The sequence below is a fragment of the Pseudomonas sp. R84 genome (assembly GCF_009834515.1).
In the GTDB taxonomy this organism is placed as follows: domain Bacteria; phylum Pseudomonadota; class Gammaproteobacteria; order Pseudomonadales; family Pseudomonadaceae; genus Aquipseudomonas.
This window is the reverse complement of the sequence record NZ_CP019426.1, coordinates 4,323,039-4,335,715: the sequence shown is the minus strand read 5'-3', so window position 1 is coordinate 4,335,715 and position 12,677 is coordinate 4,323,039. Positions and strand designations below refer to the sequence as shown.

Genomic DNA, 12,677 nt, shown 5'->3' with positions numbered 1-12,677 from the left:
CTTCGCGAGCAGGCTCGCACACAGGGGAATGCGGTGCAAATGTGGGAGCGAGCCTACTCGCGAAGGGGCCGCTCAGTCAGTGCAAAAAACTGCTGGGCCGTGCTCTGCTAGAATCCGCCCCATCAACAGCCTGAGACTCCCCCATGAGCGAGCCGATTCGTCTGACCCAATACAGCCACGGCGCCGGTTGCGGCTGCAAGATTTCCCCGCAGGTGCTGGAAGTGATTCTGGCCGGCAGCGGTGCGCAGAACCTTGATCCGAAACTGTGGGTCGGCAACGCCTCGCGGGATGACGCGGCGGTATACGAGATCGATGCCGAGCGCGGTGTGGTCTCGACCACGGACTTTTTCATGCCGATCGTCGATGACCCGTTCGACTTCGGCCGCATCGCCGCGACCAACGCGATCAGCGACATCTATGCGATGGGCGGTGATCCATTGATGGCGATCGCCATTCTCGGCTGGCCGGTCAATGTGCTGGCCCCGGAAGTGGCGCGTGAAGTGATTCGCGGTGGCCGTGCGGTTTGCGACGCGGCGGGCATTCCACTGGCGGGCGGGCATTCGATCGATGCGCCGGAGCCGATCTTCGGCCTCGCGGTCACCGGTCTGGTCGAGAAGCGCCACATGAAGCGCAACGACACCGCCACCGCCGGTTGCCTGTTGTACCTGACCAAACCGCTGGGCATCGGCATCCTCACCACCGCCGAGAAAAAGGGCAAATTGCGCGCCGCCGACGTCGGCGTGGCCCGCGACTGGATGTGCACCTTGAACAAACCCGGCAGCCGCTTCGGCAAACTCGCCGGCGTTACGGCGATGACCGACGTCACCGGTTTTGGTCTGCTCGGGCATCTGGTGGAAATGGCCGATGGCAGCAAGCTCACCGCGCGCATCGCCTACGACCGGGTGCCGCGTCTGGACAGCGTCGAGTACTACCTCGATCAGGGCTGTGTGCCCGGCGGTACGCTGCGTAATTTCGACAGCTATGCCAGCAAGGTCGGCCGCGTGCAGGAGCTGCATAAGCGCGTGCTCTGCGACCCACAAACCAGCGGTGGTCTGTTGATCGCGGTGACGCCTGAAGGCAATGAAGAATTCCTCGCCGTCGCCGCCGAACTGGGTCTGAACCTGGCGCCAATCGGCGAACTGGTTGAGCGACAGACGAACGCAGTCGAGGTGATTTGATGCTCCGCGACTGCACTGACTACCGAGACATTTTCCTCAACGACCGGCCGCTGATGGATGCCCGCGCGCCGGTCGAGTTTCACAAGGGCGCGTTCCCCGGTGTGATCAACCTGCCGCTGATGAACGACGTCGAACGGCAGAAGATCGGCACCTGCTATAAACAGCACGGTCAGCAGGCTGCCATCGAGTTGGGCCATCAATTGGTGTCGGGCGCGGTGAAAGCCGAGCGTATCGAGGCTTGGGCCGATTTTGCCCGCGCCCATCCTGACGGTTATCTCTATTGTTTTCGTGGTGGCCTGCGCTCGCAGATCACCCAGCAGTGGCTGCGTGACGAAGCCGGCATTGACTATCCGCGTGTCGGCGGCGGCTACAAGGCAATGCGCAACTTCCTTATCGACACCCTTGAGCAGGCCATCGCGCAATGTGATTTCGTACTGCTCGGCGGCATGACCGGCACCGGCAAGACCGAAGTGCTGGTGCAACTGCAAAACGGCCTAGACCTTGAAGGGCACGCCAATCATCGCGGCTCCAGCTTCGGCAAGCGCGCCACCGGGCAGCCGTCGAACATCGACTTTGAAAACCGTCTGGCCATCGACATTCTCAAGAAGCGCGACGCGGGTATCACGCAGTTTGTGCTGGAGGACGAGAGCCGGGTGGTCGGCAGTTGCGCCTTGCCGCTGCCGTTGTATCAGGGCATGCAGCAGTACCCGATGGTCTGGCTGGAAGACAGTTTTGAGGATCGTGTGGAGCGGATCCTGCGCGATTATGTGGTCGATCTGTCGGCGGAGTTCTCTACGGTGCATGGCGAGGAGGGCTTTACGCTGTTTTCTGAACGTCTGCTGGAAAGCCTCAACAACGTGCAGAAGCGCTTGGGTGGCGAGCGCCATCGACGCTTGCTGATTTTGATGGAAGACGCGTTGGCGGCGCAGGGGCGTAGCGGGGCGGTGGACTTGCATCGCGGCTGGATCGAAGGGTTGCTGCGTGAGTATTACGACCCGATGTATGTGTTTCAGCGCGAGAAGAAGGGCGGGCGGATCGAGTTTGCCGGGGAGCGTGGGGCGGTGCTTGAGTATTTGCGTGAGCGGCTGAGCCAGAAAGGTTGAGTTTGTAGCGGCTGGCCTCTTCGCGAGCAGGCTCGCTCCCACAGGGGATTTGTATTTCACGCAGATCCAATGTGGGAGCGAGCCTGCTCGCGAAGGGGCCGGGTCAGGCCACACAAGAATCAGGTCGGGCAGGTTTCCTTGCCATGATCCAGCCCCTGCTTGTAGCTGTGGCTCTGCAGACTGGCCTTGCCGTTGTGCCAGGTCAGGGTCAGTACATACAGCGAGTCAAAATCGTTGCCCGCCCAGTCCTCAGTGATGTTCTGTTTCTCGCCGACCGCTTTGCCAGCCACCTTGTTGATCAACTCCGGCAGATAGCCGTGGGACCACGCGGTGTAAATCGTCGAGTTGTGATACTTGTCTTCCAGCAGCTCGCGGGCCAGATCGCTGGTGTCGTTGGCCGAGAACTCGATGTTCACCGGCAGACCGAGCTTGATCGCGGCAGGGCTGATGGTCATCAGCGGGCGAATGTAGCTGTAGGAGTTGTCCAGCTCACCTTCCTCGACATTGCGTGTCGGGTTGGCGGCGAACACGTAATCGGCCTTGCCGAATTTTTCCGGCAGCAGCGTCGACAGGTCGATGGCGCGGTTCAGGCCCTGGCAGTTGAGCTGGCCGAGACCGCCCTCGGGTTTTTCTGCGTGGCGCAGGAACACCAGGGTCTGGGTGCCATCCGCCGGTTGCGCGCGGCTTTCGCTGGACTCAAGCGACAGAAACAGCGCACTGACGGCCAGCAGGGAAGGCAGGGCCACATACGCACGGTGTTTGAAGCGTTTGGCGAATCGCATAAGGTTCGTCATGAAATAGAAAGTTCTTCAGCAGATTCAATTAAGGCTGACAAACCTTTACACCACGGGCTCCCAGCACCGGGTGTTTTCCCTGTCATGAACGGCTTCCTCTGCAACAAAGGCATAGCTCAGAGTCCCCTGAGGGCCGTTTGGTTCGATCGTCCGAGTGCGCAGCACTCTAACGGCTCCGTTTAGCGGCCTGGTGGCAGGTTAGCGACAGGATGTTGCGGATTTAAGTAGGTGCAACGACGCTGGCAAAAAGAACCCGCGCTAGAGCGTGTGATCCTGGATTATGCTCAGGACTTTAATTTGTGACTGGATGCTTCCCATGACCGATCTGTCCGCGTTCCCGATCACCCAGAAGTGGCCGGCGCAGTACCCTGACTGGATTCAGCTCTATTCCTTGCCGACGCCCAACGGCGTCAAAGTCTCGATCATGCTCGAAGAAATCGGCCTGCCGTACGAGCCGCACAAGGTTGCTTTCGACAGCAATGATCAGCTGTCCGCCGAGTTCCTGTCGCTGAACCCGAACAACAAGATCCCGGCGATCCTCGATCCCCATGGTCCCGAAGATAAGCCGCTGCCGCTGTTCGAGTCCGGTGCGATCCTGATTTACCTGGCCGACAAAAGCGGCCAGTTGCTCGCCCAGGAAGGCGCGCAGCGTTACGAAACCATCCAGTGGTTGATGTTCCAGATGGGCGGCATCGGCCCGATGTTCGGCCAGCTCGGCTTCTTCAACAAATTTGCCGGCAAGGACTACGAAGACAAGCGTCCGCGTGATCGTTATGTCGACGAAAGCAAACGTCTGCTCAAAGTGCTCGACGGTCGGCTCGAGGGCCGTGACTGGATCATGGGCGAGCGCTACACCATCGCCGATATCGCCACGTTCCCATGGGTGCGTAATTTGATCGGGTTTTACGAGGCCGGTGATCTGGTTGGCATCAGCAACTTCCCGAATGTCACCCGGGTGCTTGAGCGATTCCTCGCGCGTCCGGCGGTCATTCGCGGCCTGACCATCCCTTCCTGACACCACACATCCCCCTGTAGGAGCTGCCGAAGGCTGCGACCTTTTGATGTTGATTTTTAAAAGCAAGATCAAAAGATCGCAGCCTTCGGCAGCTCCTACAGGGGATTTGTTGTGTCACAGCGATTATTACACCCCCAGTAATGCACTCTTGATTGATCCAGGTTTGTACCCCAACCCCCGCAAGGCATAAGCTTCGCCCCCTACGACTTTCGTCTCATCTGCCGTTTTCAGGAAAGGCCCCCATGTCCAGTCAGTTCCCCGAAGCACGTCCCCGCCGTCTGCGCCGCAATGCGAGCCTGCGCAGCCTGTTCCAGGAAACCGAATTCAGCCTGAACGATCTGGTCCTGCCGATTTTCGTCGAGGAAGAAATCGATGACTTCGTGCCGATCAAGAGCATGCCCGGGGTGATGCGCATTCCCGAGCGCAAACTGGCCAGCGAAATCGAGCGTTATGCCCGTGCCGGCGTCAAGTCGGTGATGACCTTCGGCGTGTCCCACCATCTGGACAGCAACGGCAGCGACACCTGGCGCGACGACGGTCTGGTCTCGCGCATGTCGCGCATTGCCAAGGATGCCGTGCCGGAGATGATCGTGATGTCCGACACCTGCTTCTGCGAATACACCGATCACGGCCACTGCGGCGTGATGCACAACCATGAAGTCGACAATGACCAGACCCTGATCAACCTCGGCAAACAAGCCGTGGCAGCGGCGCGTGCCGGTGCTGATGTGATCGCGCCGTCGGCGGCGATGGACGGTCAGGTGCGGGCGATTCGCCAGGCACTGGACGCGGCCGGCTTCACCCAGATTCCGATCATGGCCTACTCGACCAAATTTGCTTCGGCACTGTACGGCCCGTTCCGCGAAGCCGGTGGCAGCGCGCTGAAAGGCGACCGCAAAAGCTATCAGATGAACCCGATGAACCGCCGCGAAGCCTTGCGCGAATCACTGCTCGACGAGCAAGAAGGTGCCGACGCGCTGATGGTCAAACCGGCTGGCGCGTACCTCGACATCATCCGCGACATCCGCGAAGCCTCGAACCTGCCGCTGGCGGCGTATCAGGTCAGTGGTGAGTACGCGATGATCAAGTTCGGCGCACAGGCCGGGGCGATCGATGAGGATCGCGTGGTCCGTGAAAGCCTCGGCGCGATCAAGCGCGCGGGTGCGGATCTGATCTTCACTTACTTTGCGATGGATCTGGCGCTGGCCGGGATCTAGATAGCCCGCCGCCAGCACCTAGCGGGCTGGCTTGAGGTTGAAGTTTGTCGGTAGTGTCTGCTCCCCGGCTGCATAAATCCCTGAGTAGGTAGTGCGGCTGGGGGAGCGTTGCTGATGCACACGCAGGTGACAGAGCTTGACACCGGGATACAGGCGAATGTTATCTCGCGACAGATTAATGATCTCGAGTGTCAATCTCGAGGGCTCGCGCTCGCCGAAGGTCGCGGCGATAAAGTTGGAGCCAAAGTTCAGATTCATGCCAATGCGTGCATAGCAGGACAACAGACCCATCTCGGCACATACGTTGTTCCCCAGCCGCAGTCTTTCCACGGACGAGGCGAGGTAAAGCACCCCCGGCTCGAGTACATACCCTTCTGGCGGTATTTGGACTTCGGTGAATAACGCGGCGGTGTCAGTCGAACGGCTATCGATGGTGACAGCGGTCGATTGTCGAACCAGCATTCGGTCGTGCAAGCGCAACAGATAGCTGGAAGAGCGCAGACAATCAGGATTGAAGTCAACTATCTGCAAATCTTCACCATTATGCCCGTTGAGGATGTCGGTATCGCTCCAGACACTCATAGCACTATCTCCGTGGCACTCTCGCACTGCTCGGGATCAAACAGGGCTATATAGTTATCCGGGGCAAGCAGCCAGGTCGAAATTCCAGCGCTGCGGATGATCTGCACCGATGCGCTGTCCATGATGTAATGCCCAGGGTTCTGTGCTTCGAATGATTCTGCGCGCGCTCCGAGATCGGCTATCGGCCATTTTTCGATGCGAGTCGGAGTGGGGAACCCGGCTGAGAAAACCGGAACCTTGGCTTTGAAGACGATCAACTTGTCTGCCGCGATGGCTTGAGCTGCTGCGGCTGCCAAAGTATCGGTGGAGGCATAACGAATGTCTGGATCGACAAAGAAGATCGTTGCGCGGCTGTCCGCCATAACAGCATTCAGCTCGGTGACGGGCACCAGTACTTCATGCACGCTGGCGCCAGATCTGCTGCAGTACGAGAGGAAGACTTTCTGCAGCGTTCGCACGTGATCGGTACCAATCGCTTTCAGCTCGTCAGCGCTGGCATGCATTTCTCTGGCGAAGTTGGTCTGCAGGTGCGAGCCCACTCCGCCGGAAACGATCACCCATTGTTGAGTGTTATCCTGAGATGAAATCAGTTTGAGAAGATCACGGTAAAAGTCGGCGTCGATCCGATAATCGCGGTAGCTTAGCCAGTCGATACTCGAGGTCGACGGCCCCTTCTTGATCATGCCTGCACCGGGCAATTTGATGACGATCGTCATGGCATATAACTCAATTTCTTCATTACGCCAAGTGCACCTGGGGTCAGAAGGTCTGCCTTGAGGTCGGCTATAGGGACAAGTTTGGTCTTGCTGATTTCGCTGCTGTCGAGTTGATAGTCACCATCCGGTAAATCGGCCTTGAAGACAAACCAGAGGTGTCGGTCCGCGTTATGACGGCAGGCATCGTTGAGTTCGAAGGCTGGCGTGATCAGTCGCGGGTTACTCAGGGTTAATCCCAGCTCTTCATAAACTTCCCGTTTGATCGCTTCTACAGGCGTCTCATGGCGGTTCACGTGTCCGGCGACAATGCTGTATTTTTCTTTGTAGAAGGGGTCAGCCTTTTTTATCAGCAGCAACTTGTCGTCTTTTTCAATGATCAATCCTGTGGAGAAATGAGTCACCGAACCATCGGGCGCAAGCACTTCACAGACCTGATCACCTTGCGCAAGAACGTCGGTTACCTTTTCAAGCCTGAGAAAGATGTCGTTGATGATCTTGTCCGAGTCAGCGTCTTTGGCAATGTCCTTGATTCGCGAATGCATTGCTTGCAGTTTCTTCTCCGTCATGCCCCGGCTGCAAAGCCATTGGCACATTTCTTTGACGGCTTGCTCGCCAACGGGTTTGCCTGACGAAGCCTTCAACTCAATGGTCTCGATCTTGCCACTCTGGCGGAAGGCTGCCAGGTCTTTTTGCAGTAACTGGTTATGTTCAGACTCCTTCACATCAACGGCAAACCGATAAAGGTTGTTGGCGTAGGAAAGAGGACCTGGTTGTATCTGCGCGTAGCCTTTTTGCTCCAGTGCCTTGATCTTGACGCCCGGATAACGCTGAGTGAAGAAGTGTAGTTCGATGTTGACTTGGTTCGTCAGCCTGGCAAGTTCGCGAATCGCGCCGAGAATCTTGATCATGCGGCGAACCATATCGGCTTCGACATGAACGCTGTCATCGTCGTTGCATACGAATTGTCCCTTCTGCCGGGTGAAGGCAGGATTTTCATATTCTTGCGTCAGGTCGAGCAGAGACTTATGACTCTGGATATAAGGACTGCAAATATAAAAGTGCAGGGTTTTTATATCTTTCTTGTGATTGGCAACGGTGGTGATGAAGTCCGAGGAGAGCTGCGACGTTGTGGTGAATATGTGCACGACCTCTTTACTGGTTGTTGCCAGTCTCTTGAGGAAATCGTTGTCGGAGGTGAGTTTAAGGTCGTCGCCGGTCACGTATTCTGAGGGAGGAGCAAGTGTGTCGGCAATTTTGTGTATTAGTGGGAAGTCCACGGTGGCCTCCCTGAGAAGATACTTGCGATAAGCCTGCCATTTGGCGGCTTTTTGCGCGAGGACTTTGAAATGTTGAAAGCCAAGAGTCGCGGCCTGCTTGACGTTCTTTTCACCCTGCAGCGTGACTATCATGGCTGCAGAAGATTTAACGGAGAGCTTCTCGATATAGACAGGTGTGATTTCGTCGTTTCTTTTACGTCGAAAAAGCTTCAGCTTTGTCAGTTTCGTTTCGCTGGGGGCGCAGAAAAACTGCTCGGTTTGCCGTTCCCATTGGATGGCGAAGATTCTGCTGATTTTTAGCAGGTATCGCTTGGTGGTCATGTCCCAGACCAGAAGACTAACAATCAACGCGCCAATCAGTTGATAGAAGAAGTCCTGTGTTGGAAATACCAGAACGTAGAAAAATAAAATCAATACTGCAGCGACGAGATATACCAAAATCCCTAGCATGTATCAGTCCTTATAAGGATGTATTTTGCGGTTCTACGATTTTTCAATCAGGCAACATCGCGGGAGTGAACGGCGGTAGACGGTAGCATAATGCTGGCATGCTGAAGTGTCATGCTGAATACGCCATCGAGTTCAAGGAAAGTAAGGTCGGACACCATGCTCCCGAAAGTAGCGTTCGATCACCTTCGGATCCGCACTGTTATCGGCAATCGCCACATAGGTATCCGGGCGCAGCAGGTAAAAACCGTTTCGCCCCAACCCCGCCGTGTCAAACGCCGGCCGCCAGTCGAACACATGCAGCGGCAAGTGATGTTCGTGGCACCAGGCAATCATTTCGTCGCTGGTGTCGCCGTAGACATGCACCTGCCAGCACGGCTGTCTGAGCGATTCGTAATTATCCCCCTCACCATCATGCGCCCACGGCAAACGGTCACCGCCGTGCACGTGGCCGGCTGCGCCCTGGCTCAGCGGCATACCGCGATAGTTGAGGGTGACTTGCGACACAGTGCGAAAAAGGAACTCGCGACTGGCCTCGAACGAGGCCATTTTCGGGATCAGAAACGGTGCCACGCGCATGCGCAGCAAGTCAGCCATGCGCCCCTCGGCGGTGACGAAGCTGAAGACTTTATCGGTGGTCGACACTAATCGGCGGGCGAAGGCAATGCGTTCGGTTTCGTAGCTGTCGAGCAGGCTCGGCTCGGCGGCGCCGCTGAGCACAGCGGCAAGTTTCCACGCCAGATTGATCGCGTCGCCGATGCCGGTGTTCATGCCCTGACCACCCGCCGGGCTGTGCACATGCGCGGCATCGCCGAGCAGAAACGCGCGACCACTGCGAAAATGCTCGGCCACGCGGTGATGCACGCGGTAGGTCGAGAACCAGTGCACATCTTCGATATGCACTTTCAAGTGATCGATGGCACGGCTGCTGACATCGGAAAATTCCAGGGTTTCGGCGCGATCCGCACGTTCATCACGCACGGTGCCGATTAGCCTTGCGCGGCCTTCGCCGGCGAGAGGAAACACGGCGAGAAAGTCCGCTTCATCCAGATCCAGGTGCAATTCGCCGTTCATTGCCGGGCCGCTGGCCTTGACGTCGGCCACGTAGAAAATCTGCTGATAAGTGCCGCCGGGGAAACCGGTGTCGAGGGTTTTGCGCACGACTGAGCGGGCGCCGTCACAGCCGGCCAGATAACAGGCCTGGCAGATTTCCTGCTCGCCATCGGGCAGGCGCAAATGCGCGGTGAGGCCGTCGCCGGTTTCTTCGAAGCTTTCCAGTGTGGTGTCGCGCTCGACCGTGACGCCGTAGTCCTCGAGACGCTCGATCAGCAGCCGTTCGTGTTGATCCTGCGGGAAGATTTCGACGAACGCGTAGGGCGTCAGGCCTGCGCCGATGCGGTTCAGTGGCAACTGCGCGACCGGTTTGCCGTTGACCCAGAAAGTCGCCGCCGCGACCCGATGGCCGTTGCGCACCACTGTGTCGGCGAGGTCCAGTTGCCGGTACAACTCGAGGGTGCGCGCCTGCACCGCCAGGGCCCGCGATGTGGTGCCGGGTGCGGAGGTTTTATCGATGATGCGCACGCGCACGCCGAGTTTGCTCAGCCACAGGGCCAGTACCAGCCCGGTCGGGCCGGCGCCGATGATCAGGACGTCGCTGCGGTTCATGGGCCTGTCCTCCGTTTGCTGTGCAGCAAGTATGGATCAGCAGGCGAGGGTGGCCAGTGGATCGGCCAGACGGAAAAAGGCCCCGTAGTAGTGAGGCCTGTTTTCAGGTGTTCGGCGGGAAGGTTTTGGCGGTAGTGAAATTTACCCCCTCACCCCAGCCCTCCCGAAACGTCGGACCGCCCCCAAGGGGGCGAGGGGGAAAGGTAGCCGATTTGGGGGCTTTTCAGAACCTGAGTTCGACTCGATGGCACACGTCGGTGTACTTCGAAAGAACACCGCAATCAGTCCCCTCTCCCTCCGGGAGAGGGTTAGGCGGGCGGCGTTCCGATGAGGGGCTTTTCAGCCTTAGAAATCAATAGTGCCGGACAACTTCGCCACTCGTGGCTCACCCTGAGTCAGATACCCACCCTGAGCCGATTCCCAATACTTCTTGTTCGCCAGATTCTCTACACCCAGCCGCACGGTCACGTTCTTCTCCGACACCTTGAACGCATAACGCGCACCCGCATCGAAGCGGTTCCAGGTCGGCAGGCTCAGATTGTTCGCCGCATCGGCGTATTGACCGCCGGTGCGCAGCATCCGCGCATTCAGCGCTACGCCTTGCAGGCCCGGCACGTCCCAATCCGCACCAGCGTTGAACTGGAAGGTCGGCACCCCGATCGCACGGTTGCCGTCGTTGGCGCCGTTGAGGGTGTTCTTCAGTTCGGTGTCCATCAGGGTCAGGCCGCTGATCAGGCGCAGGCCCTGGATCGGCTCGCCGAACACGTTCATTTCCACGCCTTTGTTGACCTGCTCGCCTTCACGCACGTAGGTGCAGGTGGTGGGGCTGTTGATTTCGCAGTAACCATCGCTTGGTTGCTCGATGCGATAGACACCCAGGCTCGCGCCGTAAGTGCCCATGTCGACTTTCACCCCGACTTCGGTCTGCTTGGAGCGTTTCGGCGCATAGACTTCGTTGCCGTTGGTCACGCGGAAGCCGCCGGTGCTGGTCGGCGAGGTCGGGCCCTGAGCCAGGCCTTCGATGTGGTTGGCGTAGAACGACACATGTTCCCATGGCTTGAACACCACGCCATACACCGGCGTGGTGATCGACTCGTCGTAGCTCGACTTGCGATCGCCGCTGCCCCAGCTGGCGTAGTTGTAGCCTTGCACCACCAGTTGCTGGCGACGCAGGCCGGCGGTGACCAGCAGGCGATCATCGAAGAAACCGAGGGTGTCGGAAAGCGCGATGCTGCGGTTGAAGGTCTTTCCGGTGATGCCCGGATCATTCAAGTCGCCACCGGCAAAGTTGCCCACAGGCGACGGCGTCTGCACCGGGTGGTAGATGTTGTTGGCGTATTGGGTCAGGTCGAAATCATAGGCGCTGCGCTGCTCGGCCCAGATTCCGGTCAGGCCGAAGTTGAGCTTGTGGCTGATCGCGCCGGTATTGAATTTGCCGTTGAGGCCGGCCATGACGCTGGTGTTGTCTTCATCGTGGGGGACGAACGAACCCGTGGTAAACGACGCGCCGCTGTTGCCAACCAAAGTGGTCGAGTTGTAACGCCCGACTTCGCGGGTGTGCTTGGCGCCGCCGGCCGCGTAGGCGGTCCAGTTGTCGTTCAGGTCGTACTCGGCGCGAAGCATGCCGAAGGTGTCTTCGATGTCGGTGTAGCCCCACTTCGGCGCGTAGTTGGTGTCGGCCGATGGCGCATCCGGAATGTGTGTGGCGGTGCCGAGGTTGACCGAGCTGCGGCCACCGTTGACGCGCTCTTTCTGGTAGGCGAAGTCGCCGGAGACGCGCAGGGCGTCGCCGCGATAGTCGAGGCCGATGGCGAACAGTTTCGAGCGTTGATTCTCGTGATCGATACCGGTGTCACCTTCACGCTGGGCCAGGTTGATCCGGGCGCCAAAGCGGTTGTCTTCACCGAAGCGCTGGCCGATGTCGAAGTGATGACCGATACGGCCTTCGCTGTTGATGTCGGTGGTGTAACGCCGCAGCGGCACGTCGCCGGCGCGCTTCGGTTGCAGGTTGACGCCACCGCCGATGCCGGAACCGGTCGGGGTCACGCCATTGATAAAGGCGTTCGGGCCTTTGAACACTTCCACGCGCTCCAAGGCGTCGGTGGAAATGATCTGCCGTGGCAGCACACCGTAGAGACCGTTATAGGAAATATCGTCGCCGTTGAGCGGCAGTCCGCGAATCATGAAGACCTGCGCCTGGTTGGAGAAACCGGAGGCCTGACGCACCGACGAATCGTTGAGCAGCACGTCGGCGACGTTTTCGGCCTGCTGATCCTGGATCAGTTGTTCGGTATAAGAGGCGGCGCTGAATGGTACGTCCATCATGTCCTGATTGCCGAGCACGCCGAGCTGGCCACCCCGGGCAACCTGACCACCCGCGTAAACCGGGGGCAAGGCGTTGGGCGTCGGGGCTTGAGCATTGACGTTGACGTCGTCCAGCACCAGCGCTTTGGCATCGCCTTCAGCGGCGTGAGCGGTGACAGTCAGGGAGCACAGCAGGGCGAGAAACGTCGGGCGAAACGGGACGGCGAGTCGAGCTGGAGCGGGCATGTATGTACCTGGAGGCGCACGGCCGGTGAGAAAAATAAGGGCGGCGCGGGAACTCCTTGCGCAAATGCGACTCCAGGTGCAAATGATAGGTTTTCTCAGTAACGGTTTGCAATCGGTTTGTCATCACCTCTTC

10 protein-coding genes are annotated in these 12,677 nt (G+C 58.6%); 4 read left to right on the top strand and 6 right to left on the bottom strand.

Going from position 1 to position 12,677, the window contains the following annotated elements; translation table 11 throughout:
- Positions 1 to 143 precede the first annotated feature (143 nt).
- Positions 144 to 1,178 (top strand): selenide, water dikinase SelD, encoded by a 1,035-nt coding sequence (gene selD / locus PspR84_RS19120; RefSeq protein ID WP_150795782.1) that lies wholly within the window; start codon positions 144 to 146, stop codon positions 1,176 to 1,178.
- Entirely contained in the window at positions 1,178 to 2,281 is a 1,104-nt protein-coding gene (gene mnmH / locus PspR84_RS19115) for a tRNA 2-selenouridine(34) synthase MnmH (protein WP_160058736.1), read from the top strand. The genes selD and mnmH overlap by 1 nt, the downstream gene beginning before the upstream one ends.
- Positions 2,282 to 2,400: 119 nt before the next feature.
- Here the strand turns inward: mnmH and PspR84_RS19110 are convergent, their stop codons facing one another.
- Complete coding sequence (locus tag PspR84_RS19110; RefSeq protein WP_016985322.1) at positions 2,401 to 3,075, bottom strand: hypothetical protein; 675 nt, start codon at positions 3,073 to 3,075, stop codon at positions 2,401 to 2,403.
- A 316-nt stretch (positions 3,076 to 3,391) separates the two neighbouring features.
- Between PspR84_RS19110 and PspR84_RS19105 the strand changes: the two genes are divergently transcribed.
- Positions 3,392 to 4,090 carry a glutathione binding-like protein gene (locus tag PspR84_RS19105; RefSeq protein ID WP_160058735.1) on the top strand — a complete coding sequence of 233 codons (699 nt, stop codon included), beginning with the start codon at positions 3,392 to 3,394 and terminating at the stop codon, positions 4,088 to 4,090.
- Positions 4,091 to 4,332: 242 nt separating this feature from the next.
- A complete protein-coding gene (gene hemB, locus PspR84_RS19100) occupies positions 4,333 to 5,307 on the top strand; it encodes a porphobilinogen synthase (protein WP_160058734.1) in 975 nt (324 codons plus the stop codon).
- 18 nt (positions 5,308 to 5,325) lie between these two features.
- Here hemB and PspR84_RS19095 read toward each other — a convergent pair whose 3' ends face one another.
- From PspR84_RS19095 to PspR84_RS19075, 5 genes are all read right to left on the bottom strand, one after another.
- Complete coding sequence (locus tag PspR84_RS19095; protein ID WP_160058733.1) at positions 5,326 to 5,889, bottom strand: dCTP deaminase; 564 nt, start codon at positions 5,887 to 5,889, stop codon at positions 5,326 to 5,328.
- A complete protein-coding gene (locus PspR84_RS19090; RefSeq protein ID WP_160058732.1) occupies positions 5,886 to 6,605 on the bottom strand; it encodes a hypothetical protein in 720 nt (239 codons plus the stop codon). Before PspR84_RS19090 ends, PspR84_RS19095 begins: the two co-directional genes overlap by 4 nt.
- Positions 6,602 to 8,332, bottom strand: coding sequence for an NUDIX domain-containing protein (locus PspR84_RS19085; protein WP_160058731.1), 1,731 nt, complete (start codon positions 8,330 to 8,332; stop codon positions 6,602 to 6,604). The genes PspR84_RS19090 and PspR84_RS19085 overlap by 4 nt, the downstream gene beginning before the upstream one ends.
- Positions 8,333 to 8,464: 132 nt before the next feature.
- Positions 8,465 to 9,994 carry an FAD-dependent oxidoreductase gene (locus tag PspR84_RS19080; RefSeq protein WP_160058730.1) on the bottom strand — a complete coding sequence of 510 codons (1,530 nt, stop codon included), beginning with the start codon at positions 9,992 to 9,994 and terminating at the stop codon, positions 8,465 to 8,467.
- Positions 9,995 to 10,339: 345 nt separating this feature from the next.
- Positions 10,340 to 12,544 carry a TonB-dependent siderophore receptor gene (locus PspR84_RS19075; protein WP_160058729.1) on the bottom strand — a complete coding sequence of 735 codons (2,205 nt, stop codon included), beginning with the start codon at positions 12,542 to 12,544 and terminating at the stop codon, positions 10,340 to 10,342.
- Positions 12,545 to 12,677: the final 133 nt, after the last annotated feature.

Excerpts from the sequence above, each read along its gene's own strand:
- hemB (WP_160058734.1), top strand. The coding sequence starts at position 4,333 with ATGTCCAGTCAGTTCCCCGAAGCACGTCCCCGCCGTCTGCGCCGCAAT.
- PspR84_RS19090 (WP_160058732.1), bottom strand. The coding sequence starts at position 6,605 with ATGACGATCGTCATCAAATTGCCCGGTGCAGGCATGATCAAGAAGGGG.
- PspR84_RS19075 (WP_160058729.1), bottom strand. The coding sequence starts at position 12,544 with ATGCCCGCTCCAGCTCGACTCGCCGTCCCGTTTCGCCCGACGTTTCTC.
- PspR84_RS19085 (WP_160058731.1), bottom strand. The coding sequence starts at position 8,332 with ATGCTAGGGATTTTGGTATATCTCGTCGCTGCAGTATTGATTTTATTT.
- selD (WP_150795782.1), top strand. The coding sequence starts at position 144 with ATGAGCGAGCCGATTCGTCTGACCCAATACAGCCACGGCGCCGGTTGC.
- PspR84_RS19110 (WP_016985322.1), bottom strand. The coding sequence starts at position 3,075 with ATGACGAACCTTATGCGATTCGCCAAACGCTTCAAACACCGTGCGTAT.
- PspR84_RS19080 (WP_160058730.1), bottom strand. The coding sequence starts at position 9,994 with ATGAACCGCAGCGACGTCCTGATCATCGGCGCCGGCCCGACCGGGCTG.
- mnmH (WP_160058736.1), top strand. The coding sequence starts at position 1,178 with ATGCTCCGCGACTGCACTGACTACCGAGACATTTTCCTCAACGACCGG.
- PspR84_RS19105 (WP_160058735.1), top strand. The coding sequence starts at position 3,392 with ATGACCGATCTGTCCGCGTTCCCGATCACCCAGAAGTGGCCGGCGCAG.
- PspR84_RS19095 (WP_160058733.1), bottom strand. The coding sequence starts at position 5,889 with ATGAGTGTCTGGAGCGATACCGACATCCTCAACGGGCATAATGGTGAA.